This window comes from Marinobacter shunpengi, assembly GCF_045449695.1.
In the GTDB taxonomy this organism is placed as follows: Bacteria; Pseudomonadota; Gammaproteobacteria; order Pseudomonadales; family Oleiphilaceae; genus Marinobacter.
Genome location: NZ_JBJJKZ010000005.1, coordinates 363,494 through 387,085 on the forward strand (window position 1 = coordinate 363,494; position 23,592 = coordinate 387,085).

22 protein-coding genes are annotated in these 23,592 nt (G+C 60.9%); 17 read left to right on the plus strand and 5 right to left on the minus strand.

All coding sequences use genetic code 11. The features are described from left to right. Window positions 1-60: 60 nt before the first annotated feature. Window positions 61-636 (minus strand): NnrU family protein, encoded by a 576-nt coding sequence (locus tag ACJO2E_RS03635; RefSeq protein ID WP_406961930.1) that lies wholly within the window; start codon window positions 634-636, stop codon window positions 61-63. A 165-nt stretch (window positions 637-801) separates the two neighbouring features. Between ACJO2E_RS03635 and ACJO2E_RS03640 the strand changes: the two genes are divergently transcribed. From ACJO2E_RS03640 to ACJO2E_RS03665, 6 genes are all read left to right on the plus strand, one after another. After that, window positions 802-1,122 (plus strand): putative signal transducing protein, encoded by a 321-nt coding sequence (locus tag ACJO2E_RS03640; RefSeq protein ID WP_406961931.1) that lies wholly within the window; start codon window positions 802-804, stop codon window positions 1,120-1,122. After that, on the plus strand, window positions 1,122-1,331 hold the full coding sequence (locus ACJO2E_RS03645) for a hypothetical protein (protein ID WP_406961933.1): 210 nt from the start codon (window positions 1,122-1,124) through the stop codon (window positions 1,329-1,331). The genes ACJO2E_RS03640 and ACJO2E_RS03645 overlap by 1 nt, the downstream gene beginning before the upstream one ends. A gap of 7 nt (window positions 1,332-1,338) precedes the next feature. Further along, window positions 1,339-1,998, plus strand: a complete 660-nt coding sequence (locus ACJO2E_RS03650; protein ID WP_406961935.1) for a DUF2238 domain-containing protein — start codon at window positions 1,339-1,341, stop codon at window positions 1,996-1,998. Window positions 1,999-2,068: 70 nt separating this feature from the next. Beyond that, window positions 2,069-2,458 carry a DUF2784 domain-containing protein gene (locus ACJO2E_RS03655; protein WP_406961936.1) on the plus strand — a complete coding sequence of 130 codons (390 nt, stop codon included), beginning with the start codon at window positions 2,069-2,071 and terminating at the stop codon, window positions 2,456-2,458. 12 nt (window positions 2,459-2,470) lie between these two features. Continuing rightward, on the plus strand, window positions 2,471-3,034 hold the full coding sequence (thpR, locus tag ACJO2E_RS03660) for an RNA 2',3'-cyclic phosphodiesterase (RefSeq protein WP_406961937.1): 564 nt from the start codon (window positions 2,471-2,473) through the stop codon (window positions 3,032-3,034). Window positions 3,035-3,069: 35 nt separating this feature from the next. Then, window positions 3,070-3,444, plus strand: a complete 375-nt coding sequence (locus tag ACJO2E_RS03665) for a thiol-disulfide oxidoreductase DCC family protein (RefSeq protein ID WP_406961939.1) — start codon at window positions 3,070-3,072, stop codon at window positions 3,442-3,444. A 16-nt stretch (window positions 3,445-3,460) separates the two neighbouring features. Here the strand turns inward: ACJO2E_RS03665 and ACJO2E_RS03670 are convergent, their stop codons facing one another. After that, window positions 3,461-4,600 (minus strand): aminotransferase class V-fold PLP-dependent enzyme, encoded by a 1,140-nt coding sequence (locus ACJO2E_RS03670; protein ID WP_406961941.1) that lies wholly within the window; start codon window positions 4,598-4,600, stop codon window positions 3,461-3,463. Between the two features lie 223 nt (window positions 4,601-4,823). Here ACJO2E_RS03670 and ACJO2E_RS03675 point away from each other — a divergent pair, with 223 nt between their 5' ends. The 10 genes from ACJO2E_RS03675 (at window position 4,824) to ACJO2E_RS03720 (ending at window position 16,096) form a co-directional block, all read left to right on the plus strand. Beyond that, on the plus strand, window positions 4,824-6,428 hold the full coding sequence (locus tag ACJO2E_RS03675) for an alkaline phosphatase family protein (protein WP_406961943.1): 1,605 nt from the start codon (window positions 4,824-4,826) through the stop codon (window positions 6,426-6,428). An 87-nt stretch (window positions 6,429-6,515) separates the two neighbouring features. After that, window positions 6,516-6,992, plus strand: coding sequence for a copper chaperone PCu(A)C (locus ACJO2E_RS03680; protein ID WP_406961945.1), 477 nt, complete (start codon window positions 6,516-6,518; stop codon window positions 6,990-6,992). A 391-nt stretch (window positions 6,993-7,383) separates the two neighbouring features. Continuing rightward, window positions 7,384-8,193, plus strand: coding sequence for a polysaccharide biosynthesis/export family protein (locus tag ACJO2E_RS03685; RefSeq protein ID WP_406961947.1), 810 nt, complete (start codon window positions 7,384-7,386; stop codon window positions 8,191-8,193). Window positions 8,194-8,215: 22 nt separating this feature from the next. Next, window positions 8,216-9,580, plus strand: coding sequence for a Wzz/FepE/Etk N-terminal domain-containing protein (locus ACJO2E_RS03690; protein ID WP_406961948.1), 1,365 nt, complete (start codon window positions 8,216-8,218; stop codon window positions 9,578-9,580). Further along, a complete protein-coding gene (locus ACJO2E_RS03695; protein WP_406961949.1) occupies window positions 9,577-10,458 on the plus strand; it encodes a CpsD/CapB family tyrosine-protein kinase in 882 nt (293 codons plus the stop codon). Before ACJO2E_RS03690 ends, ACJO2E_RS03695 begins: the two co-directional genes overlap by 4 nt. Before the next feature lie 130 nt (window positions 10,459-10,588). Continuing rightward, complete coding sequence (locus tag ACJO2E_RS03700) at window positions 10,589-11,833, plus strand: polysaccharide biosynthesis protein GumE (protein WP_406961951.1); 1,245 nt, start codon at window positions 10,589-10,591, stop codon at window positions 11,831-11,833. Further along, window positions 11,830-12,960, plus strand: coding sequence for a glycosyltransferase family 4 protein (locus ACJO2E_RS03705; RefSeq protein WP_406961953.1), 1,131 nt, complete (start codon window positions 11,830-11,832; stop codon window positions 12,958-12,960). Before ACJO2E_RS03700 ends, ACJO2E_RS03705 begins: the two co-directional genes overlap by 4 nt. Further along, window positions 12,957-14,081 carry a glycoside hydrolase family 5 protein gene (locus ACJO2E_RS03710; protein ID WP_406961955.1) on the plus strand — a complete coding sequence of 375 codons (1,125 nt, stop codon included), beginning with the start codon at window positions 12,957-12,959 and terminating at the stop codon, window positions 14,079-14,081. Before ACJO2E_RS03705 ends, ACJO2E_RS03710 begins: the two co-directional genes overlap by 4 nt. A gap of 24 nt (window positions 14,082-14,105) precedes the next feature. Beyond that, entirely contained in the window at window positions 14,106-15,323 is a 1,218-nt protein-coding gene (locus ACJO2E_RS03715) for a GumK N-terminal domain-containing glycosyltransferase (protein WP_406961957.1), read from the plus strand. Further along, the gene (locus ACJO2E_RS03720; RefSeq protein ID WP_406961959.1) at window positions 15,320-16,096 is read left to right on the plus strand and encodes a WecB/TagA/CpsF family glycosyltransferase; all 777 of its coding nucleotides are present in this window, start codon (window positions 15,320-15,322) and stop codon (window positions 16,094-16,096) included. Before ACJO2E_RS03715 ends, ACJO2E_RS03720 begins: the two co-directional genes overlap by 4 nt. A 20-nt stretch (window positions 16,097-16,116) precedes the next feature. On the opposite strand, the gene ACJO2E_RS03725 is transcribed toward ACJO2E_RS03720, so the two are convergent. Beyond that, window positions 16,117-17,238: a porin family protein gene (locus ACJO2E_RS03725; RefSeq protein WP_406961961.1), complete on the minus strand. Its 1,122-nt coding sequence runs from the start codon at window positions 17,236-17,238 to the stop codon at window positions 16,117-16,119. Between the two features lie 310 nt (window positions 17,239-17,548). Further along, on the minus strand, window positions 17,549-19,003 hold the full coding sequence (locus ACJO2E_RS03730; protein WP_406961963.1) for an undecaprenyl-phosphate glucose phosphotransferase: 1,455 nt from the start codon (window positions 19,001-19,003) through the stop codon (window positions 17,549-17,551). Window positions 19,004-19,922: 919 nt separating this feature from the next. Between ACJO2E_RS03730 and ACJO2E_RS03735 the strand changes: the two genes are divergently transcribed. Then, complete coding sequence (locus tag ACJO2E_RS03735; RefSeq protein WP_406961965.1) at window positions 19,923-21,992, plus strand: hypothetical protein; 2,070 nt, start codon at window positions 19,923-19,925, stop codon at window positions 21,990-21,992. Window positions 21,993-22,131: 139 nt separating this feature from the next. Here the strand turns inward: ACJO2E_RS03735 and ACJO2E_RS03740 are convergent, their stop codons facing one another. Further along, window positions 22,132-23,517 carry a sodium-dependent transporter gene (locus tag ACJO2E_RS03740; protein ID WP_406961967.1) on the minus strand — a complete coding sequence of 462 codons (1,386 nt, stop codon included), beginning with the start codon at window positions 23,515-23,517 and terminating at the stop codon, window positions 22,132-22,134. Between the last annotated feature and the right edge of the window lie 75 nt (window positions 23,518-23,592).

Here is a 23,592-nt window from a genome sequence, read left to right on the forward strand (position 1 = left end):
CCATTGGTCTTCAGAATCATCGTACTCGTAGACGACACTAGTACCTCCCCCAGATTCTCATTACATCACCACCGGGGGCACGCCTGTCAGCCACTGGTGGATCCACATAACGAACAGCACGTAGATGATTAGTCCGCCAATCACGGCGATGGCGTCGTTTGCCGGTTTGGTGGGCAGGGCCGGCACCGGGTGCCCGCTCCGGCGTTTCAGGGAGATCCGGTCGATCACCGCCCAGGCCAGGAAACTGCCGAACAGTACAACGTCGTGAAGCATGCCATTGGCCAGCAGGTGAGCCACCGCCCAGAGCTTGACCGCGATCAGCGTCGGGTGCTTGACGGTACGGCTGATCCGACCGGGAAAGTAGGTCGATACCAGCAACGGGAATACCGGCACCAGTAACAGCAGGGCCACATGGCGTAGCCAGGCCGGTGGTGCATAGAGCAGGGTAGGCTCCATCCGGGCCAGGCCGTAGCCCCAGACAATCAGAATCAGGCCGACGGCGGACAGTGCCGAGTAGAGCCCCTTGAAGGGGCCTTCCCCCAGTCTTTCCAGAAGCCGGTGTCGGAAAGGTTCGTTGATGATCGAGAGCGAGTGAACGCCCAGGAAGATAATCAGTCCAAGGATAAGTACCAGCATAGACTCGGTTTTCCATTTGTCGTTTGTGCGCAGTCTAGTTTGTTCCGGTGACATCTGCGTAACCGATTCGGCGCACGGGTGGATAACTGGCTATAGTTAACGTGTCCCTGCCGGTTTGCCACAGGACCGGGCGGGAGCTTCCGCAGCTGCATCGGGAGTCATACTATGCAGATAGCCTACAATGCCCGGGACCTCACCGAGGCCCATATCATCGCCGGTCTGCTGGGCGCCCACGGCATCGACAGTCATGTGGGCGGGCACTACCTGCAGGGTGGTCTCGGGGAAATCGGTGCCGCCGGTTTTACCAATGTGCAGGTGGATGACGACGACTACCTGGAAGCCCGTCGCCTGATTGCGGAGTATGAAGGGGCGGCCACTACCGACGGTCGCCGTATTCCGTCGGCGGATGACGCCGGCGAGTTCTATGCCCGCTGGTTCCTGTTGCTCATGCTGGCAGTGGCGGTGGGCTTCGTAATGGTGCTCTGATGTCGGTTTCTCCCCGGTTGGCGCTGGCCGGCCTGCTGGCGCTGGTAATGTTGTCCGGCTGTGCCACCGGCCAGCCCGGCGAGGATGGCCGTTACCCGGGTGACGCCCGCGAGTGTGATAGCCTGCCCCTGTATGAACGGCAGGAATGCCGGGAGCGGCACCCGCCGCTGCATGAGCCCTACGATCTCACACGACCGGAACTGTCATGAGGAGCCGATGCGTATACGGGTAACCCATCAGCGCATTACCTTTGTGCTGCAATGCGTGCTGTTTGTCGAGGTGCTGGTGGCGCTGTGGGCCCACCGCTGGTCCACAGGCTTCTTTACCTCGCTGATCATCCTGGTCACCTTCCTGCCGGTGCTGCTGGAACGACGTTTCAGGATTCACATTCCACCGGAAATGCAGTTGCTGGCCATTGCCTTTGTGTTCGCCTCCCTGTTCCTGGGGGAGGTTTGGGACTATTACAACCGTTTCTGGTGGTGGGACATTGTGTTGCACACCTCCTCTGGTTTCCTGCTGGGTATACTGGGGTTCCTGCTGGTGCATGTGCTGAACGAGGTGGAGCGGGTCCAGTTGCACATGAAACCGGGATTTGTTGCCTTCTTCGCGTTCCTCTTTGCCCTGGGGGTCGGGGCGTTGTGGGAGATCTTCGAGTTCACCATGGACCAGGTCTTGGGTACGACCATGCAGAAACCGATGCTGGGGGATCCGTCGGGGCTCACCGATACCATGTGGGACCTGATCGTCGATGCCCTGGGGGCACTGGTCATCAGCGTGTTGGGCTGGCGATACCTGAAAAATCCGCAGAAGGCGTCCTTCCTGGAGCGATGGATTGGTGAGTTTGTCGAACGTAATCCACGGTTCTTCCGGAAATAGGCCATAGGGATATTCAGAGTCTCCCTGGGAGGTACCCCATGACCACCGCTAACCCCGGAGCAGTTCGGCGATGATCTGGCAATGGCTGGCGGACGCGGTGCTGGCCCTCCACGTGGGGGTGGTGCTGTTCGTGGTCCTGGGGCTGGTGCTGGTGTTCCTGGGCAACGGCCTGGGGTGGCGCTGGGTCAATCACCTGTGGTTCCGGCTGGCGCACCTGGTGGCGATCGGAGTGGTGGTGCTCCAGGCGTGGCTCGGGGTGATCTGCCCGCTTACCACCCTGGAAATGTGGTTGCGACGCCAGGCCGGCCAGGTTGGCTACGATGGGAGTTTTATCGAACACTGGCTGCAGCAGTTTCTGTACTACGATGCACCGGCCTGGGTGTTTATTGTGCTTTATACAGGGTTTGGTCTGCTGGTGGTGGCAAGCTGGTGGTGGTTCCCACCGCGGCGTCGATCCTGAGGAGTTTCCCCGATGCCCAGACTCTTCCTGGGGCTGGAATTGCCCGAGCCGGTCAAGGACCGGATGCTGGACTGGAAAGCCGATATTTCCGGCGCCCGCTGGCAGCGCCGGGATCAGCTCCACCTGACCCTTTGTTTCCTGGGTCAGCTGGCCCCTGACCGGGTGCCGGTGGTCTTCCGGGCCATGGCGGACCTGGACAGTGACGCCTTCGAGCTGCAGCCGGTGTCGGTAGGTTGTTTCGGCCCCTCACCGCGACCCCGGACCCTGTGGGCTGGGGTCGATCCGGAGGAACCGGTGAAGGCGCTACACCAGGAGGTCACCGGCAGGATCCGCGATGCCGGGCTGCCGGTGGAGGTTCGCCCGTTCACGCCCCACATCACTCTGGCCCGGTTTGGCCGGCGGGCGGGAGGGCCCGTGGACGCCTTCCTCCTGGACTATCGCGAGGCCGCAGCGCCGGGGTTCCTGGTGGATCGGGTCAGCCTGTTCCTGAGCCAGACCGGGGACGGTGGCTCACACTATCAGGTACTGGCGTATTTTCCCCTGCGGCAGGCCCACACAACGGGCCCGGGGTGTTAGGGTAAAGAGACACGTCACCGGATGGAGGAGACACCATGGTCGATTCCAGTGACAGACTTCGCGTGTACTACGACGGTTCCTGTCCCAGTTGCATCCGGGACCGGGAACAGTACGAGAAGCTGGCCGGGGATGCCGGCAACAACGTTGAATGGGTGGATATCACTGGTCGTGACGAGGCGTTACGGTCCGTCGGTATCGAGCCACAGGCGGCCCTCAAGGAACTGCACGTGGAGGATGGCCAGGGGCACATCCATCGGGAGATGGATGCCTATATCCTGCTGATGTCCCGGGTCAGGTTGTTGAAGCCACTGGCCTGGGTGATGGGCCTGCCGGTGATCCGGCCATTGCTGGCACGGATCTACCACTGGATGGTCAACCGGCGGCTGGAGCGCACCGGGCGGATGCCTTAACCCCTTACCGTGACCTTCAGGCTTCCTGAGCCCGGATGGTGGCCAGGGCCTGGCGCAGGTTATCCACGGTCCGGTCCAGGTGGTTGAGCTTTTCCAGTCCGAACAGGCCGATGCGGAAACTGCGGAAGCTGTCCGGCTCGTCGCACATCAGGGGCACCCCGGCGGCGGTCTGCAGGCCCTGTTGCCGGAACAGGCTGGTGTTGTGGATATCGATATTGTCGGTGTGCAGCACCACCACGCCGGGGGCTTCGAACCCTTCCGCCGCGACACTGTTGAAGCCTGCCTCTGCGAACAGTTGCCGGACCCGGTTGCCCAGCGTCCACTGGCGCTCCTTCAGCACTTCCAGCCCGGCCCGTTCGGTTTCCATCATGGCATCCCTCAGGGTGGCCAGGGTGTCAGTGGGCATGGTGGCATGGTAGGCATGTCCACCGTCCTCATAGGCCCGCATGATGTTCAGCCATTTCTTCAGGTCGGCGGCGAAACTGCTGCTGGTGGTCTGTTCAATGCGCTCCAGGGCCTTCGGGCTCAAGGCAATCAGGGCCGCGCAGGGGGAGGCGCTCCAGCCTTTCTGCGGGGCGCTGATCAGCACATCCACGCCACAGGCCGACATGTCCACCCAGAGCGCGCCGGAGGCCACGCAGTCCAGTACGAACAGGCCACCCACCCGGGCCACGGCGTCACCGATGGCCGCCAGGTAGTCGTCCGGCAGCACCATGCCCGAGGCGGTTTCCACGTGGGGCGCGAACACCACCTCCGGCTTCTCCGACAGGATGGTGTCCACCACCTGGTCAATGGGAGGCGGGGCATAGGCAGCCTGGTGACCGCCGGCCACGGGTCGGGCCTTAAGGACGGTTTCCCGGGAGGGGATCTTGCCCATGTCAAAGATCTGGCTCCACCGGTAACTGAACCAGCCGTTACGGATCACCAGGCAATGCCGGTCATGGGCAAACTGGCGTGCCACCGCTTCCATGCCGAAGCTGCCGCCGCCCGGTACAACCACCGCGGCCTCGGCCCGGTAGGTTCGCTTGAGGGTGGCGGAGATGTCGCGCATCACCTGCTGGAAAAGCGCCGACATGTGGTTCAGGGAACGGTCGTTGAAGACCACCGAGTACTCGAGCAACCCGTCCGGGTCGACTTGGGGAACCTGTCTGGACATGGGGATACCTGTAGGTTGTTTGACTCCTAATGATAACAATCATTTCATTTCCCATGGCCATGACGCAATCGGCAAATCCCGAGGTCTAACAGGATTTTCATGTGGATAAGACATCCATGGACGCAGGCGACACAGTAAAGTCAGATAGCACACTCGCGAATGTGCGCGACGTGGAACGGACGTGAGTGGTCGTCAATGCTTTGTTTTCTCCGGTACCGATAGTATGGCGCGTCTGGCCTTTCTGACTTTCCTGCTGAATGCGTTCCTGGTGGCCCTGATGGTACCGGGCGATGCCAGCCTGCCCTGGATTGCCGCGGAAACCCTGGTGCTGGCGGGGTTGTTCCTGTGGTTGCCCGACCGGTGGCTGCGTCTCGGACTGGCCCGGGGTGTGGGCCTGCTCTACGGTGTGTCGGCCCTGTTCGTCATGCTGGACGGCCTGGTCAGGATGAGTCTCGGGCGCCCTCTGAACCTGTATCTCGATGTGTCTATTATCCGGGCCAGCGTGGATTTGCTGGTGTCCAACCTCGGCATACCGGGTACCGTCATGGTGTGCGCCCTGGGCCTGCTGCTGTGCCTGGCCCTGGCAGCGCTGGTGTCGCGCCTGCTGCTGGGTATCGGTGAGCTGGGGCCGCAGGTGGCCCGCCGTCCCCTGGCTCTGGGCCTGACCCTGGTGGTCATGGCGGGCCTGGTGGTTCCGGTACCGTTGGTGGGTGCCACAGCCATCAGGATCGGAGCCTCCCAGGCAGATCACGTAATGGATGCACGGCAGGCCAGTCGGCAATTCCGGGAGCAGTTGTCCCTGCGCCGGGATATGTCGGCAATGGATGGCGTGGCCCTGGAGGGACTGTCCAGCACCACGGTGGTGCTGGCGTTCGTGGAATCCTATGGTGTGTCCGCGCTGATGGATGATCGTTACCGGCCGACCGTGGCCGCCTCCCTGGAGCGGTTGGGGCAGGTGGCGGAAGAACGCGGATTCCATGTGGTGTCCGGCCGCCTGCGGTCACCGGTACAGGGCGGGCAGTCGTGGCTGGCCCACGGAACGCTGCTCAGCGGGCTGTGGATCGATAGCCAGCAGGACTACGATGCGCTGCTGGCCAGTGGCAGCGCCACCCTGATCGATGATTTCCGGCGCACCGGGCATGAATCCGTTGCCGTAATGCCCGCCATCACCCTGGCCTGGCCGGAGGGGCGGGCTCTGGGGTACGACCGTATACTGGATGCGGACAGCATGGGCTACCTGGGCCCCAACCTGAACTGGGTGACCATGCCGGACCAGTACACCTGGTCGAGGATGCACGATGTGGTCCTGGGGGACTCCGGTGGGCCGGTTTTCGCGGAGCTGTCGCTGATCAGCAGCCATGCACCCTGGGTGCCGGTATTGCCGGTACTGGAGGACTGGCAGTCCATCGGCCGGGGCGAGGTGTTCGAACCCTGGCGTCAGGCCGGGGAAGCGCCGGCCTCCCTCTGGCAGGACCCGGACCGGGTCAGGCAGCACTATGCCCGGGCGATCTCGTACAGTATCGACGTGATTGCCGGTTACCTCGAAAACCGCATGAACGACCGGACACTGCTGGTGATCATGGGCGACCATCAACCGGCACCGCTGGTAACCGGCGAGAGGGCGAGTCGCGACGTCCCCGTGCACCTGATCAGTGCGGATCAGGGCCTGCTTGAGCCATTTGCTGGCACTGCCGGGCAGGAGGGTGGCCTGGTGGGGTTTCGGGGAGGCATTTGGCCTGATGTAGGGCAGGAGGGGCCGACCATGGACCGGTTCAGGCCGTTCCTGCACCGGCATTTCCGGGCACGCGGCAATTTATCGCACCCTTAAGGCTTGTTTTTGGCGGGTCCTGGAGGAAGACTGGGCACAGTAAACAACACTCTCTGAATACCCCCGATACTCATAAGGGACAACCTGATGTTGCCAAGAGCGCTGACTTTGACACTGGGGTTGCTGGCTATCCCCGCCGCCACCATGGCCCACGACTATAGCCACGGTGACCTCGTGATCGACCATCCCTGGTCCCGCCCAACACCTCCCGGAACACCGATGGGCGTAGGGTATATGACCATCCACAACCATGGAGAGGACCCCGTTGTTCTGGTCGCCGGTGAAACGCCGGTCGCAGCGAATGTCTCCATCCATGAAACCGTCAGTCAGGACGGCCTGATGAAAATGCGCCCGCTGACCTCGGGGCTGACCATTCCAGCAGGAGAAACCGTCGCCCTGAAGCCGCACAGCTATCACTTGATGCTGGAGCAGCTCGAGGCGCCCCTGGAGCCCGGTGATAAAATCCCCCTGACCCTGACATTTGATGGGCTTGAGCCCATCGAGGTCTGGCTGCATGTGGACCATCAGGACGCGGAACCAGCCGTGGACCATTCAGACCATTGATCCCCGTGATGCCCCGGTTGTCGCCGGGGCCGTTCCTCCTGCCCCCCGAAAATCACAGTGTTTTTCCCGCCTTGTGTCCTCCCGGCAGGTTCCATGTGATGAAGATCTCATAACATGCCTGTCATGTTCTGTCGCTAAACTGGAAAGTGTCGATAATTCTGATAGTTACGATACCCTGAATTCCACCTATCCACGACCGCGACACGTTGATGATGCCGTGAAGAGGTGCGCATAATAGGTTGCGTAGGGGGTGCTTAAGGGCCCTTACAGACCGTGTTTCGAATGCTTACCCGGGCCTTGTTCCCAAAGGCCCAGCAATTGCATGGAACCGTTCAGGTTTCGCCACCCGGCGTACCTGACATGCTGATGCTCCAACAAGGGATGGATTGGGATGATAAAGAGCATTACTTTCCGGAGATCGATTCTGGTACTGGCATTAATGCTGCTGACCACCATGTCGGCCAATGCGCAGGATGCCTATGAACTGGGGATCGGTGACCGGGTCAGCATTTCCGTATTTGGTCAGGATGACATGAGCACCACCACGGAAGTGGCGGCGGATGGCACTATCACCATGGCGTTGATTGGTCGCGTGAACGTTGAGGGCATGACCCCGCCATCGGTCAGCCGACTACTGGAATCGCGACTGGAGAACGAAGGCTACCTCCGCAATGCCAATGTCAATGTGGTGGTGGAGGAGTATCGAAGTAACACCGTATCGGTGCTGGGGCATGTCAACCAGCCGGGCAAGATCGCCCTCCGGGGGAATACCTCGTTGACGGAGATCCTGGCCCTGGCAGGTGGCATCAAGAGCGGCGGTGGTGAGCGGCTGGTGTTAATCCGGGAAGGCTCGGATGGCACCCAGATCCGCCAGGAGTATTTCCTTAACGAACTGCTGGACCGCAAGGCCGGCAGTCAGCCACCGGTGATGGTGCACAAGGGCGATACGCTGTTCGTGCCCAAGGCGGAGCAGTTCTATATTCATGGTCAGGTCCAGAAGCCCGGCACATACACCCTGGATCGCCCCCTGAACGTCATGCAGGCGCTGTCCGTCAGTGGCGGCTTCAACCCCCGCGCCAATACCAACGGTGTGGTTCTCTATCGCAAGCAATCCGACGGTACCGTCAAGACCCTGGATGTGGATCTGTCTGATCCGATCCGCGATGGTGATGTCCTGTTCGTCAAGGAAAGCCTGTTCTGAAACCGCTTCCAGGGAGAGAGGCATGAGCCTGAGCAGTCTGTTGCGAATCCTGTTGGCCCGATGGTGGATCACCGCCGCCCTGGTGGTGGTCTGCATCGCTGCCATGGCGGTGGTCACCATGTTCATGCCGCGCAAGTACACGGCGTCCACCGAACTGATCATGGAGGGCAATGTACAGGACCGGGTGACCGGCGAGTCGGTTTCCGCCCGATCCGGTTACATGTCCACGCAATCGGAAATCATCCGCAGCCGGCGGGTGGCGGAGCGTGTCTACGAATACCTGCCTGACGATATCCGCGCGCTGGTGGATGAGCGGGCCGCGGAGGTGCAGCCAGAGGGCAGAGTTGACCCGGCGGGGTGGTTGTCCGGTTATGTCCGCAGGAACGTGACGGTTGAACCCGGCAAGAACAGCAGCGTGATGGCGATCACCATGACGGCGGAGGACCCGGAAGTGGCGGCCGGGGCGCTGAACAGCCTGGCAGCCGCCTACATCGACACCAGCATTGAGCTGCGTACCGACCCGGCTCGCCGTTTCTCCGTGTGGTACCAGAACCAGATGGAACTGCTCCGCAATAACCTGCGGGAGGCCCGTGGCAAATTGTCCGGCTTCCAGCAGGAACATGGCATTGTCGGGCTGAATGAGCAGCTTGACCTGGAAACGGCCCGCCTGTCGGACCTGTCCTCCAGACTGGTGGAGGCCCAGGACCAGAGCACCCAGGACCTGTTGCGCCAGGGTGAGGGCAATGAAGCCTCGGCCATTCCCAACAATGCGGCCATCCAGAACCTGCGTTCGGAACTGGCCAGGGCCGAGGCGGAACTGGAAGACATGTCCACCCGCTACGGTGAGCGTCACCCGGAATACCGTCGCCAGCGCTCCGAAGTGCAGGCCCTGCGGGGAAGCCTGGCCAGGGAACGGAGCATTGCCGCGGAAAGCCTGGAGTCCACCGCCGATGTTTCCCAGAGCCGGTTGAAGGAACTGCGGCAGTCATTTGATGACCAGAAAGCGCGTGTACTGGCTCTGAAGGCCAAACGTGACGAACTGGAACTGCTGCAGCAGGAAGTACAGATGGCCCAGGATGCCTATAACTCCGCCTCCGGTCGGGCCCAGGCCAACACCCTGGAGAGCCGGCTGGCGGAAACCAGCGTGACGGTGCTCAACGAGGCCATTCCACCCTCGTTGCCGACCTCGCCGAACCTGAAACTGAACCTGGTGATTGCCACCGCGCTGGGCTTCATGCTCGGGGTGGCCCTGTCGCTGTTGCTGGAGCTTGGCAACCGCCGGGTGAGAAGCCGGTCGGATATCGAGGAAACCCTTGGTATCCCGGTACTGGCCTATTTACCTGACACCGCCGGCACCTATCGCCAAAGAGAGGCCCAGACGGTATGACTGAAGTCGCGCTTCCGCTGTTCCGGGATGGCTCGCACATTCCGAACCAGACTGACCTGATGGGCCGGCTGATGGTCCAGAAGGGGTTGATCCATGGTGACGACCTGGACCGCATCCTGGGCCTGCAGAAACAGAAGGGTATTCGCTTTGGCGAGGCCGCCCAATCCCTCGGCCTGGTAACGGCCGAAGACGTCAAGGCGGTACTCGCCGAACAGTTCGCCTATCCGGTGGTTGCCCGTCCCGCCAGTGAGGTCAGCCTCCACCCCCGGGTGATTGCGGCCTACCAGCCCACCCATCCCCGGGTGGAGGCGCTTCGCAGCCTGCGCAGCGAACTGATGCTGCGCTTCTTCAACCAGCCGGAGAACAAGGTGCTGGCGGTGGTCGGCGTGGATGGGGAGGCCGGTATCCGGGACCTGGCCACCAATCTGGCCGTAGTGATCGCCCAGACTGGCGCCCGTACCCTGCTGATTGATGGCAACCTGAGGGATCCGTCGCTTCATGAGTGGTTCGGGCTGCCTAACCTGAGAGGGTTGTCCGACGCCCTGGCCGGTCGCTCATCGGCTATTCCCCGGCATTGCCCACCATTGGATTCCCTATGGCTCCTCAACGGCGGCACGGTGGCACCCAACCCCCAGGAACTGCTGGCGCACAAGCGCTACCAGACGCTGATGACTCAGCTCGGGGCCAAGTTCGATGCCGTGCTGATCAATACCCCCGCGCTGAATGGCAACCTTGATGCCCAGCTGGTGGCGGCCCGCTCCGGTGCCGCGTTGATGGTTGCCCGGGAGAATCACACCCCCCTGAAGGCACTGGATAAGGCCTCCCATCGGTTGAGGGAACTGGGGGTGGCCGTTACCGGGGTGGCACTTTCGCACTAGGGGGAGTCTCCCCAATGCTTCACGCCCGGAAGCCGTGTTGTAGCCGGGATCACTCATACGGGGCAGTGCAGGAACGCGTGCGCCCCAGGCAGGGAACGTCATGCCAGCAGAGTATCCGGCTCAACATGTGATGCTGAGGCCACTTGGCATGGCCATTGTGATCGGCGCCGTCTGCTATCAGGTGGTGTTGTGTCTGGTCAATACTCATGTATTCCCGGCGTCCCGGCCCCTGGTGGGGCTGGCGGAAGCCATGCTGATGCTGGCCTGCCTGCCGTTGCTGCTGCCCCGTTTGCTGCCGGGTGTGGTTATCCTGGCCTCGCTGACCGGGGCCATGCTGTGTCTCCTGGCCCTGTTCCGGGGAGGGTTGGACGTCAAGGGTTTCCGGGATGTGCTGATTCCGATCTGGTTCTTCTGGCTGGGCAGGAACCTGGGGGATGTCCGGCTGGCGGATCGGATACTGAAGATCACTGTCGCTGTGGTGCTGGTGGTGGGCTTTTACGAACTGTTTGCCCTGGATAGTTTCACGGAGACACTGGATATCTTCGGCTACTACGTCAACATCGGCAGCCTGCAGCCCATCACCGAATACGAGCGGGACAGTCGGTTGCAGATGAACGGCATCCGCCCCGAGGACATGGGGCGGACATTATTGCCATGGTTACTGGACAATCACCGCGTGTCGTCGGTTTTCCTGGAGCCCGTGTCCCTGGGTAACTTTGCCACCCTGGTGGCCGCCTGGGGGCTCAGCAAGGGCCGCGATGAACGCGCCCTGACGTGGCTCTTCCTGGGCGCTGGTGTCGTCATGATGGTGATGGCGGATTCCCGCTTTGCGCTGCTGTCAGTGAGCCTGCTGGTGTTCGTACGGCTGGTTTTCCGGGGCTGGATGCTCTATCTGCCTGCCGCCATGCCTTTTCTCATTATGGCAGCGCTGGTGGCCCTGGGCTCGTTCAGTGACATCGGCTACAGCGACACCTTTGTCGGACGTCTGGTGGCCAGTGCCTGGGGGTTGATGAGTTTTGATGCCGCAATGTTGATGGGCGCGGATGGTAACGCCTGGTTCCCTGACCAGGGTTATGCCCACCTGCTGTCCAGTTTTGGCATTGTGCTGGTGCTGGGCTTCTGGCTGACCATCTGGATGATGCCGGTGCCGGACGAACGGGCCGCCCGTTTCAGGTGCTTCGCGGCCATCTATATCTCCCTGATCCTGACTGTCAGTGGTACGTCCCTGTTCGCCATGAAGACGTCCGCGCTGCTCTGGTTCCTGTTTGGTGCTGTCCTGGCCGATCCCTTCCGTTTGCCGGTTCCCCGGCACCTGCGGGCCGGGTGGACCGGCTGGGGTGGCTTTACGGCTTATCGCAAGGAGGCAGACGCATGAGCCTGCACGTGGTGCACGTGATCCGGCAATACTACCCCTCGGTGGGCGGCATGGAGGATGTGGTGAGGAACATCGCCTCCAGCCAGCGCGCCACGGGTCGACAGACCGCATCGGTGGTCACCCTGAACCGCCTGTTCCGGAATTCCGGTGAATTGCTTGAACCCGCCGATATCGTGGATGGCGTGCCGGTAACGCGGCTACCCTACCGGGGCTCCAGCCGCTATCCGTTGTGCCCGTCGGTGCTGCGGGAGATCAACCGGGCCGATGTGGTGCATGTCCATGGCGTGGACTTCTTCTTTGACTACCTGGCTGCCACCCGTCTGGTCCATCGGCGCCCCCTGCTGGTATCCACCCACGGTGGTTTTTTCCACACCGAGTTTGCCAGCCGGCTGAAGGAGATCTGGTTCCGCACCATTACCCGGGCCTCGTCCCGCGCCTACGACCGGGTTGTGGCGACCAGTGAGAACGACGGGAACCGGTTTCGTGACATTGTTCCCGACGGCCGGTTGGAGGTTATCGAGAATGGGGTGAATACCGACAAGTATGCGGGCCGGGGTCGCGAGGAAATCAACCGGACCCTGATCTACTTCGGTCGCTGGTCATCCAACAAGGGGCTCCTGGAAGCCCTGGACCTGATCCGGGTGCTCCGGGAGCAGGATGGTCGCTGGCATCTGATCATCGCTGGCCGGGAGTATGATTTCAGCCTGGAATCCCTGGACCGGGAAGTCCGCCGCCGGAATCTCGGGGATGGCGCGGTGACGCTCGAAGCCAGCCCCTCCGACCAGAGGCTGTCGGAACTGATGGGGCAGGCGTCCTATTTCCTCTGCCTGTCGCGGCACGAAGGGTTCGGCCTGGCCGCCATTGAGGCCATGAGCGCGGGGCTGACCCCCGTGCTCAGCGACATTCCGCCGTTCCGCAAGTTGAAGGAAGCCTCCGGTATCGGGCTCTGTGCCGATGCCTCGGCGCCGGAGACACTGGCAGACCATGTGCAGCACCTGCATGAGCAGGGACAGGTCGCTCATCAGGAGCGTCGCGACGGAGCTATGGCCTTTGCCCGTCAGTACAGCTGGCCGCGTATTGCGGACCGGTACATTCAGCTCTACGACACTCTGGGAGGACCCCGATGATCCACCACCGTTTTTCCCCTGAAGCTGTTTCCAGGTCTGCTACCCGTGCCTTGATGCCCTGGGTACTGGGGCTTGTCACCGCTGTTCTGGGCGTGTCGTCCGCCTCGGCGGTATGTCTTCAGGACGCGCCCCTGCGGGGCGTCAACCTGTCCGGTGCCGAGTTCAACAGCAGCAAGATTCCGGGGAGGATGTTCACCGACTACACCTATCCGTCCCCGTCGGACTTCCAGTACTTTGCCGACAAGGGGGCCAATATGATCCGTCTTCCGATCCGGTGGGAGCGGGTCCAGCGTGAACTCCAGGGGGAGCTGGACGGGGCGGAACTGAACCAGATACGCAAGGCGGTGGCCAATGCCCGCGACAACGGCCAGTGCCTGCTGATTGACCTCCACAACTATGGCGCCTACGAAGGCGATATCATCGGTGAAGACAGGGTGGCCACCGAGGACCTGGTGGATGTCTGGTCACGTCTGGCCACCGAACTGGATGACACCGATCATGTCGCTCTGGGGCTGATGAATGAGCCATACACCATGGATCTCCCCGACTGGGCGGTGGTGGCCCAGGACACGGTGACCGCCCTGCGCCAGCAGGATATCGACCACCTCATCATGGTATCCGGCGGTCGCTGGAGCGGTGTGCATGAATGGTTCAAGCAGAGCGCGGGCAGCAGCAACGCGGCGGAGTTCAAGGATTTCCAGGACCCCCTGGATCGTAGCGTGCTGGAGGTTCACCAGTACCTGAACCAGGGATATTCCGGCACCAGGGATGATTGCCTGCCCCCGGAGCATTTCGACAGCATGTTCAGGAATATTTCCCAATGGGCGGACGAGAACGATCAGCAACTGTTCATGGGCGAATTCGGCTCGCCGGCCCGTGAGGAGTGCCTGGCGTCCCTGGAGCGGCTCCTGGAGCTGACCAACAACCCTGTGATCTGGCGGGGCTGGGCCTACTGGGCGGCCGGTGCCTGGTGGGGGGATTATTTCCTGACCGTGCACCCTAAAAATGGTCAGGACAGGCCCCAGATGGCCACCCTGGAAGACTACTTCCAGGACTGGTCCTGCGCCGATGTGAGCAGTGACCAGTGCCCCGAACCCCCTGAAAACCTGGCGACAGACTGACACAACAGGAAGGACACCCAAGTCATGGAATCCGTGATACGCAAACCGGTCCAGCGTACGGGCGATACCCCCAGCCAACCCGACCGCAGGAAATCCCCGGGACAGTCCCGGCCAGGCCGTATTGGTGCCGGGCTGCGGTATCTGGTGCTTTCAGCACACGACTATCGCTCTCCCAGGAAAGCGAACATCCACTTCATTGCCCGGGAACTGGCCAGGCGTGGTGAGACCCGCTTCTTCTCCCTGCGTTACAGTCTGTTGTCCCGACGCACGGGGGATCCGAGGTTGTCCCTGGACCGGGAGGCCAACCGGGTGGGAACCCTTGACGGTGTCGAATGCTATCTCTGGAAGACGCCGATCCACCCGTTCAACACCCGTCGTCCGAACCTGCGCAAGCTTGAGGAGTGGATGTTCCGGGGCTATGTGGCGCTGGCCAGCCGGGTGCTTAAGCGCTGGCTGTCGGAAGCGGATGTGGTGGTCTTCGAGAGCGGGGTGTCGCCGGTGTTCTTTGATCTGGCCAAACGCCTCAATCCCCGGGCCAGGACCATCTACATCGCGTCGGACGATCTGGATACCATCGAGGTGGCGGACTACGTGAAGGAGGCGTTCCGCCGGGCGGCGCCAAAGATGGATACCATCCGGATACCGTCCCGGACGCTGGCGGAGCATATACCATCCAAGGACAATCTGGCCCTGGTGCCCCATGGTATCGACCACCAGCTGGCCGGTGACGAGGCGCCGTCCCCCTACCGGGACGCGCTTAATGCCGTGTCGGTGGGATCCATGCTGTTTGATACCGGCTTTTTTGCCGAGGCGTCCCACCGATTCCCTAATGTGCATTTCCACATTATCGGGTGTGGCCAGCCCCACCACCCGTCCTATGGTCCCAATGTCACGGTGTATGACGAGATGCCCCATGAAGACACCGTGCGCTATATCCGTCATGCCGACATCGGTATTGCGCCGTACCGCTCGGAGGCGGTACCCGCCTACCTTGCGGACACCTCGATGAAGCTGATCCAGTATGATTTCTTCGGGGTACCGGCGGTGTGCCCCCATGCCGTGGTGGGGAGCTACTCCAGCCGTTTTGGTTACAAACCCGGCGACGGCGTCTCGGTGGAACAGGCCATCAACCAGGCCCTCAAGGCACCCCGGGGGGCGTCCCGCCAGCACCTGACCTGGTCGGAGGTGACGGACCGGATCCTGGCACCTGCAGAATTCGATGACACCCGGATATCGCCATGACTGCCTACGAGAAGCCAGGTTTGTTCCCCCTGTTGCCACTGGCGGGTTACCCGGTTGCGGCATTGACCACGGACCAGCTCAAGGCTCAGCTGATCCGGGACCTGGATCAGGGCCGGCGGCGGATGTTGTTCTTCGTGAACACCAACTTCGTCAATCAGTGCACAGCCCTGAAGGCCGCCTTGACTTCCCCCGAGGTAATCCTGGTGAACGACGGGGTCGGGATGGACCTCGCCAGCATGCTGATCCACCGGCGACGTTATCCGGATAACCTGAATGGAACGGATTTTGTGCCGGCGCTGCTGGACGCCCTGGTTGAACGCCGCCAGGCAGGTGGTGAGGGTGGGGAAGCACCCCGGGTATTCCTGCTGGGCGCGAAACCGGGGGTTGCCCGTCAGGCAGCACAGGTGCTGGAGGCCCGTGGTGTGGCTGTTGTCGGCGCTCTGGATGGTTACCAGGAGTCGGCGGACAACGATCGCGTGTTGGCGGAGATGAATGCCGGGGGAGCCGATATCGTACTGGTGGCGACCGGCAATCCGCGCCAGGAAACCTGGATACTTGAAAATGCCCCCCGGCTGGAGGCCCGGCTGTTCATTGGCGTGGGGGCACTGCTGGACTTCCTGGCCGGGGACAAGCCCCGGGCACCGGAAACCATTCGTCGCATGCGGCTGGAGTGGCTTTACCGGCTGAGCCTGGAACCCCGCAGGCTGGCCCGACGCTATACGGTGGATATCGGTCGTTTTCTGGTTCGCTGTATCAGGGAACACCGGACCTAGCCTGGCGTCCCTCCATTAATTCAGAGCGTGAGATCCAGCCCGACCTTGACGATGGTGGCATCGAACTCCCGGTCATCCACGGGTGAGCTGCGGTCAACCCAGGTACTGCGGAAGTAGAACTCCAGGGCATCGGTCATCTGGTAACGGGCAATCAACGGATTCAGCACCTGGACCCGTTCAGTGCGTGCCTCGCGGCGAGCGTTCGCCTCGAAGTCATTGTTTGCCCAGGAGTAGCCGGTGCTCAACAGGATCTTGGGAGTGGCCTGCCACTCGGCATCCAGATAGATGCGTTCAATCTCGGACGGGCTGTTCGAGCGCTCGCCGATGGGCGGCTCGGTATACTGGATGCCGGTGGTCAGTTTGGTCTTGTAGGTGGGTTTCCAGCGCCCTTCCACCAGTGCATAGCCCCCGGAGCCATCGTTGGCTTCACCGTCCCGCTCGAAGAACCCCAGGCGCCCCTCGAGCTGGGTCTTGGGGCTGACGATCCAGTTGGTCTCGAATTCCACGGTGGTGTAGTCGTAGTCAAGGTCGTCGCCCTGGGGAATGTCACCCGGGCGAGCGCGGTCCTGGTTGGGGTATTCCCGTTGGCCGCCAATCAGGTTGAGGCCAGCGCTGGAATTCCGGTCACTGGTATACATCACCCCGATGGAGGCCTGCTCGTCGATATAGTCCAGGGCCGTCTGGCTGTCGTTGGAGTGCTCCTGTTCAAGCCGCCGGGCCCTGACAGGAATGTTCCAGTGGGGGCCCAGGGAATACACGACCCCGCCGCTGATCACCTCGTCGGTAAGGATATCCTTGCCCTCGAATTCGGCGCGATCCACCAGGTTTTCGCTGTAGTTCCAGGACAGGTAGGGTTTCAGCTTGCTGCCGATAGTGCCCTGCCACCCGACACCGCCGGACCAGGTAGTGGTGTCCAGTTCGTCCCGTTCACCGAACTCGTCCCGGGTCACGGCGGCCCTGGCGTTGAAGTGCTGCCGGCTGAGGGTCTGGTTCAGGCGGATGCCGGCAGTTCCCGTGGTGATGTGCTCCGGGTCATTGTCCGGTACGCGGTCATAGTTGCTGTCGCGGGTATGGCCGAGATCGGCATTGAACTGGAATCTGTCCGGTCGTTCGGCGTCCTGTGCCATTGCCGGTGCGGCCATTGCCGCCAGACCTGCCACCAGAATCGCGAGGCAAGGTGCGGTTACCGTCGGGAGAGCAGGGAAGGGGATTGGCATATTCATCCGTGTACCCATGGGAAAGTCCTTTACCTGGCGAAATATCGGTCCGCTGGATGTCTGTCGCCGGACGTGGGGCTGTGCCAGGATACTGATTTCGCTCGAATCAAGTTACCCCATCCGTGTATCGAAGAAAAGCGTCCGCCACGTGTCCGGGATTACGGTTTGCCACCATCCGGTTAAGAAAGTGTCATGGGAGGTGAGCGCGGTTCAGGTCGACCGGGCGGATGTCCCTTCAATAGGCCTGCTGGCCCACGAAACCCCGGAAGGCGGTCCACCAAAGGATCTTGATATCGAGCCACAGTGACCAGTTACGGATGTACTCGAGGTCATAGGCAATCCTGCCCACCATTTTGTCCATGGTCTCGGTTTCACCCCGGAATCCGTTGACCTGGGCCAGCCCGGTAATGCCGGGTTTCACCTTGTGGCGAAGCATATAGCCCTGGATATGGCTGCGGTAGAACTCATTGTGTGCCACCGCATGGGGACGGGGGCCGATCAGTGACATGCTGCCACCGAGCACGTTAAAGAGCTGGGGCAACTCGTCCAGGGAGGTACGCCTCAGCATGGCACCGAAGGGTGTGATGCGGGGGTCGCCCCGTTTGGCCTGGGGAACATCGGGACCATCTTCACAGACTTTCATGGACCGGAATTTCCAGACCTTGATCTTCTCCCCCCGGACACCGTAGCGGGTCTGCTTGAAGAACACCGGTCCCCGGGAATCAAGCTTGACGCCGATGGCGATGGCCAGCATGGGAATGGCAACGATGGCCAGGATCGCCAGGCTGGCAGCCAGGTCGAAAAGGCGCTTGGTCCAGGCCTGATCCGCCAGTGGTGAATCGTAGATACTGACCGCCGGAATGCCCTGGATGCCGGTCAGACGGGAATGCAGCAGGTCAAAGCTGAACACGTCCGGTATGAGGTAGGCGGATACTGTGGTATCGGCCAGGTCGTGCACCAGTTCACGGACACGGCGTTCCGCGGCCATGGGCAGGGTAATGAACACCATATCGAGTTCCCCGTTCCGGGCCGCCTGCTTGAGTTGCTCCAGGTTGCCGGAAACCTGGATCTGGTCATTGTCCAGGCGTCGGCTGCGGTCTTCGGTCAGCAACCGGTCATCGTAGTAGCCGGCAATCTGATAGCCCATCCAGGGCAGGTTCCGGATGGCGGTGGTGACCCGCTGGCCGAGTGATGTGGCACCGACAATGCCCACCCGTCGCTGGGCGGATTGTCGGCGGAAACGTGTCAGCACCAGCCGGCGCAGCCAGTGGCAGGCGATGATGGTGACGGGGGTGAGGGCAAGCCACAGGGCCACGGCGCGAATGTTGATACTGGCCATCAACTCCATGGCCACGGCGAAGGTGCCCAGAACCACGGCGGTACCTGCCCAGGCCAGGATGAGTCGGTGGGCGAGTGCCGGGGTGGAGAAGCCCTGCCAGAGGTGGTACACCTCATTGCTCTCCGCGAAGAACACGAAGGCGATGATGGCCAGTACACCCAGCCAGGTATAGGTATGGCTCCAGGTGGTATCCCAGAACTGGAGCACGCCCCAAAGCACGAAGATAACCAGCAGGCTGTCGAACGCGCGAAAGAACGCCAGGATGTTGGAGCGGTGCAGGCGAATAGAGGCTGTGGTCCCGGAAGCTGGCGGAAGCACAGTCGCCTTTTGCTCCTTTTGTTGACTGCCCATAAATCCCTCCATGAATATCCCTGGGTCACCAAACAGAACAAGGACGCATATGCCCTGCATTAAACGGGCCATAAAAGTCGGGGGAAACTGTCTTGGTGTGTTCTTAGGATTCTAAAAGAAAAAACGGGGCGAAAGACATGTCACGAGGATAGATATAAAAATAAAAGATAATTCTGTTTGCACCGGAATAAGGCAGTTATTTCAACGGTGCACAGCCATGCGGCACCTTTTTTGTATGGTGTTCGGTGTTTGTTAAATTAATTTAAATTTCTGTTTTTAATGGATTTTAATGGAATGTTAATGGTGATTAATTAATTGCTTAACATTTATGCTTTCAGGGTTTTTGGTTTGCATTTCTATTTATTCAGGTTTCGAGTTTATTTTTTGTTAAAACTGCATATATAAATGTCATGTATATTAAGTGGATTGGTAGTTTGGGGGTATTTGAGAGATTTACTGTGACTCGAAATTCATTTCGACGTATCGCTGTTTCTGTCGGGAGAGAAGGGCAGCCGTGGCTCGATGCCTGGGATGGGGAACCTGGGGCCCGTCTTCGTATCCCGCTGTTTCACCGTGTTTAAATTTGTAACCTGACGCCGGAATAAGCATATTTATGCTGGCTATTCTGTGATGTGTTGATACCTTTATGGTTAATTTCAGGAAATGTATACCAATTCTCCACGGGCAGAATGTCATGAGTAGTCAAAACCCTTCTGATAGCAACAACAACGATAAGACGGCGCCCGCTGAGGACGTGCCGACCAGTGTGGCCTCCGATGCCAGGGTGGTCAGCAAGCCAGGCGCCTCCAGATCCCGCAGCAAGGGCGCCGGCGGCAACACCCGGGTAGCCAGCCCGACACGGAAGCCTACTCGCCCTACGGCCGGCAAAAAGTCGTCCACGGAACTCCAGGAACCATACATGTATTTCACAGAGAGGGATCTCGACCAGATCCTGGCCAATCTGGATCACCTGAGGGATTCGGTTTTCCCCCGGGTGTTTTCCGATAGCCAGAAAGAGGAAGGCAAACAGCAGTTCTTTCCGTCAGTCTGCCTGATCGGGCTGGGGCGTTGTGGTTCCAATATCGCTCTGGATGTGGCCGAGCTGGTGCATAGTGCCCGTTCCTACTACCTGCAGGAACTGGACAATGACGAACGTCGTAGCCGGGAGAAGGAAATCGGTCCCTTGCGGTGGATCCGCCAGAGCCTGAACCTGCCTCCGGCCAACAGCGTCAAGCCAGTGTTCCTGATTGAGCCTATGGTGATGCTGGGGGACCTGGACAAGGACATTGAGGGCCGTATCCGTTTCTCCCGGCGGGCCGACGAGAGCACGTTCCTGGAGGACTACAACAAGATGAAGATCATGGACCTGTCGGAGGTCCATGCCGGTGGTGCCGGTAATGCGCCGATCCTGGGGCAGTATCTGGCGCGGATCATCCTGAACAAGGATACCGACCATTTCTCCAATGAGGACTGGAAGTTCATCCATTCCTACCTGATCGATTCCTGTGGCATCAAGGCGAACCAGTCACGGCTGTATTTCTACATCTTCAGTGCCGGTGGCGGTACCGGTTCCGGCATGGCGTCGGAGTTCGGGCTGGCGCAGCAGTATTCCTACATGCGCAAAACCTTCGACCCGAAGCTGGAAGACCGGGAGATGGAGAACCGCGACCATTCCTTCGTGTTCGAGCCCATCTTCACCAGTGGCATCTGTATCCTGCCCAATATCCAGGACAACCGGGTGGAGATGTCGGAAGCGTTGCACATCAACGCCGGTCGCCTGCTGTGCAAGTACCTGGCGGAGGAGTGGGACTTTTCCTACAACTTCGACGTGGACCAGACGCGCGATGCCGACATGATGCACCGCATCCGGCCCTGGAACGCCATGATGCTGATTTCCAATGACATCATGCGTTATGCCGAACAGCAGGACGAGGGCAAGATCCGCGATGTGGACGTCAACGCCATGGAGAAGTATGCCAACCAGTACATCTCCCAGCAGATCTTCAACATCCTCACCGCACAGGCGGTGACCACCGACTACGACGAGGATTACTTCCGCCGTGCCGGTGTGGACATTGGCGAGACCATCCGACTGGATGCCAACGACCTGTTCATGAGTCTGGCCGGCCCGGTGGCGGTGGCCTACGCGGAATCGGTGGTGCCCACGGATGCCCATGCCACGGAATTCCGCAGCATTAACGAGGACTCGCGGCTGGATATCGATGACCTGTTCTACCGCTCCATCGACCTGCCACACTTCAATAAGGTCACGGAGGCGATCGAGGGCGTGAGCCTGCTGCCCATCGAGGCAGGCCGGTACCGCCAGGCGCTTAAGCAGTACAAGGAGTCCGGTTACGACGCCAGCCATCTCAAGGATCTGCACTTCTTCAAGAACTGCTCGTCCATCGTGTCCATTGTGTCGTTGCCGAAGGACTACAAGCTGTCCTACATGGACCTGAACCGCCTCAAGACACACCTGAATGCGCTGTTCCCCAACACCACGCTGAAACGCTACGCGCTGGTGATCGGAGCCTCCGCCAACCTGTCCCTGACCACCCTGGTGGTGAAGAGCCCCTGCCTGAGCGACGACTTCCTGACCCTGATTGTCGCCTACATCAAGCGCTGCTTCGCCAATGACAGCGCTCGTTACGACGACAGTCTGGATGAGGCCATGCTGGACTTTATCCGGTCGCCGGAGTTGGACGAGGAGCTGGTGGACAGCATGCTCAATGAGTTTGAGAATCCGGCCAAGATCCTGGATACCAACTGGTATGCCATCAAACCCATGTACGAGAAGAAGTACCGGGAGATGTGCCACGACCAGAACAATTTCGTGTCTATCAACGACATCCGGCTTAGCCGGGACAACGTCAAGAAGGCCATCAAGTACCTGCGGGAGATCTACCGTCACCGCATCAGCAAGACGCGGATGATCAGTCTTAATGATGGAAATGGCGGTGAAGGCTTCACTCTGTCTGGAGATGAGTGATGCCCGGGACCCGGTAACAGGCTGGTAAAAAAAGGCCGGGATTCCGCCGCAAACCTGGAATCGGCGGGCCCCGACCGGAAAGTCCAAGCGTCGTAGGTATAAAGGTCGGCCCTTCCCCCTGGGAAAGGGCCTTTTTACGTCACCCGATAAGGTTATACAGGAACACCACGGCGATGCCCGCCGGGGTCAGGTACTTCAGCACGACCATGAAGGCCTTGTAGGCACTGCCCTGCAGGCCGATATCCTCCGCCAGTCCTTCCCGTTTCATGGCCCAGCCGGCGAACAGTGCAATGGCCAGCCCGCCCAGGGGCATCATCAGATTGGAGACCAGGAAGTCCAGCAGGTCGAATACGGTCTTGCCCTCGAAGAAGGCGATAAAGCCCAGCGGATGGACGCCTTCCCACACGTTGAAGGACAACACGGTCCCGATGCCGATAAACCAGATGGCCAGCCCGCCGCCGAGGGCGCTCCTGGCCCGGCTGATGCCTTTGTGTTCTTCCAGCCATTCCACCACCGGTTCCAGCATGGAGATGGCGGAGGTGATGGCCGCCACCAGCAGCAGGGCGAAGAAGACGGTGCCGAAGAGTGCCCCACCGCTCATCTGGCCGAAGGCCAGGGGCAGGGTGACGAAGATCAGTCCTGGGCCGGCGCCGGGTTCCAGGCCGTTGGCGAAGACCAGCGGGAAGATGGCCAGGCCAGCCAGCAGGGCGACGCTGGTGTCCAGCACGGCGATGGTCATGGCGGTGCGGGCGATGTTGACGTTCTTTGGCAGGTAGGAGCCGTAGGCCATGAGTACGCCGATACCGATGCTCAGGGTGAAGGCAGCGTGGCCCAGGGCGGTGAGCACACCGGCGGTGGTGAGCCGGCTGAAGTCCGGCGAGAACATGAAACTGACGCCCTGGCCGAAACTGCCGCTGTTCATGGCGTAGAAGACCATGACAATCAACAGGATGAACAGCAGCGGCATGAGGGTGTTGACGGCTTTTTCCAGGCCGGAGCGGATGCCTCGGCCGACGATGAAGATGACGACGGCCATGAATATGGCGTGCCACAGCAGCAGTTCCCAGGGGTTGGCGAGCAGGGCGCCGAACTGGCCGCCGATGGCTTCGGCGTCGGCACCGGTGAAGAGGCCGGCGGCGGCCTTGCCGATGTAGACCAGGGCCCAGCCGCCAATGACGGCGTAGAAGGAGAGCACCAGGAAGGAGGCGATGACGCCGTTCCAGCCGATGGCGCGCCAGCCCCTGGCGGTGCCTTCGGTTTCGGTGAGGGTGCGCATGGTGGCGACGGGGCTCTGGCCGCCGCGACGGCCGATCATGGTTTCGGCGATGAGTACGGGTACACCGATAAGGAAGATGCATGCCAGGTAGATGAGTACGAAGGCGCCACCGCCGTTTTCGCCAGTGATGTAGGGGAATTTCCAGATGTTGCCCAGGCCGACAGCGGAGCCGGCGGCGGCCAGGATGAAGGCGAGTCTGGAGGACCAGAGGTTGTTGGCCTGCTGGTGTGGTTGGGTCGTTTGGGTCATTGGGTTCTCCGCTTACTTGTTTTTGTCGGAATTTGTTGTCGGGCTTTCGTTTTGTAGGTCTTCTTGTCCGTGCTG

Coding starts and splice junctions, on each gene's coding strand:
- ACJO2E_RS03635 (WP_406961930.1), bottom strand. CDS start 636: ATGCTGGTACTTATCCTTGGACTGATTATCTTCCTGGGCGTTCACTCG.
- ACJO2E_RS03640 (WP_406961931.1), top strand. CDS start 802: ATGCAGATAGCCTACAATGCCCGGGACCTCACCGAGGCCCATATCATC.
- ACJO2E_RS03645 (WP_406961933.1), top strand. CDS start 1,122: ATGTCGGTTTCTCCCCGGTTGGCGCTGGCCGGCCTGCTGGCGCTGGTA.
- ACJO2E_RS03650 (WP_406961935.1), top strand. CDS start 1,339: ATGCGTATACGGGTAACCCATCAGCGCATTACCTTTGTGCTGCAATGC.
- ACJO2E_RS03655 (WP_406961936.1), top strand. CDS start 2,069: ATGATCTGGCAATGGCTGGCGGACGCGGTGCTGGCCCTCCACGTGGGG.
- thpR (WP_406961937.1), top strand. CDS start 2,471: ATGCCCAGACTCTTCCTGGGGCTGGAATTGCCCGAGCCGGTCAAGGAC.
- ACJO2E_RS03665 (WP_406961939.1), top strand. CDS start 3,070: ATGGTCGATTCCAGTGACAGACTTCGCGTGTACTACGACGGTTCCTGT.
- ACJO2E_RS03670 (WP_406961941.1), bottom strand. CDS start 4,600: ATGTCCAGACAGGTTCCCCAAGTCGACCCGGACGGGTTGCTCGAGTAC.
- ACJO2E_RS03675 (WP_406961943.1), top strand. CDS start 4,824: ATGGCGCGTCTGGCCTTTCTGACTTTCCTGCTGAATGCGTTCCTGGTG.
- ACJO2E_RS03680 (WP_406961945.1), top strand. CDS start 6,516: ATGTTGCCAAGAGCGCTGACTTTGACACTGGGGTTGCTGGCTATCCCC.
- ACJO2E_RS03685 (WP_406961947.1), top strand. CDS start 7,384: ATGATAAAGAGCATTACTTTCCGGAGATCGATTCTGGTACTGGCATTA.
- ACJO2E_RS03690 (WP_406961948.1), top strand. CDS start 8,216: ATGAGCCTGAGCAGTCTGTTGCGAATCCTGTTGGCCCGATGGTGGATC.
- ACJO2E_RS03695 (WP_406961949.1), top strand. CDS start 9,577: ATGACTGAAGTCGCGCTTCCGCTGTTCCGGGATGGCTCGCACATTCCG.
- ACJO2E_RS03700 (WP_406961951.1), top strand. CDS start 10,589: ATGCTGAGGCCACTTGGCATGGCCATTGTGATCGGCGCCGTCTGCTAT.
- ACJO2E_RS03705 (WP_406961953.1), top strand. CDS start 11,830: ATGAGCCTGCACGTGGTGCACGTGATCCGGCAATACTACCCCTCGGTG.
- ACJO2E_RS03710 (WP_406961955.1), top strand. CDS start 12,957: ATGATCCACCACCGTTTTTCCCCTGAAGCTGTTTCCAGGTCTGCTACC.
- ACJO2E_RS03715 (WP_406961957.1), top strand. CDS start 14,106: ATGGAATCCGTGATACGCAAACCGGTCCAGCGTACGGGCGATACCCCC.
- ACJO2E_RS03720 (WP_406961959.1), top strand. CDS start 15,320: ATGACTGCCTACGAGAAGCCAGGTTTGTTCCCCCTGTTGCCACTGGCG.
- ACJO2E_RS03725 (WP_406961961.1), bottom strand. CDS start 17,238: ATGGCCGCACCGGCAATGGCACAGGACGCCGAACGACCGGACAGATTC.
- ACJO2E_RS03730 (WP_406961963.1), bottom strand. CDS start 19,003: ATGGGCAGTCAACAAAAGGAGCAAAAGGCGACTGTGCTTCCGCCAGCT.
- ACJO2E_RS03735 (WP_406961965.1), top strand. CDS start 19,923: ATGTATTTCACAGAGAGGGATCTCGACCAGATCCTGGCCAATCTGGAT.
- ACJO2E_RS03740 (WP_406961967.1), bottom strand. CDS start 23,517: ATGACCCAAACGACCCAACCACACCAGCAGGCCAACAACCTCTGGTCC.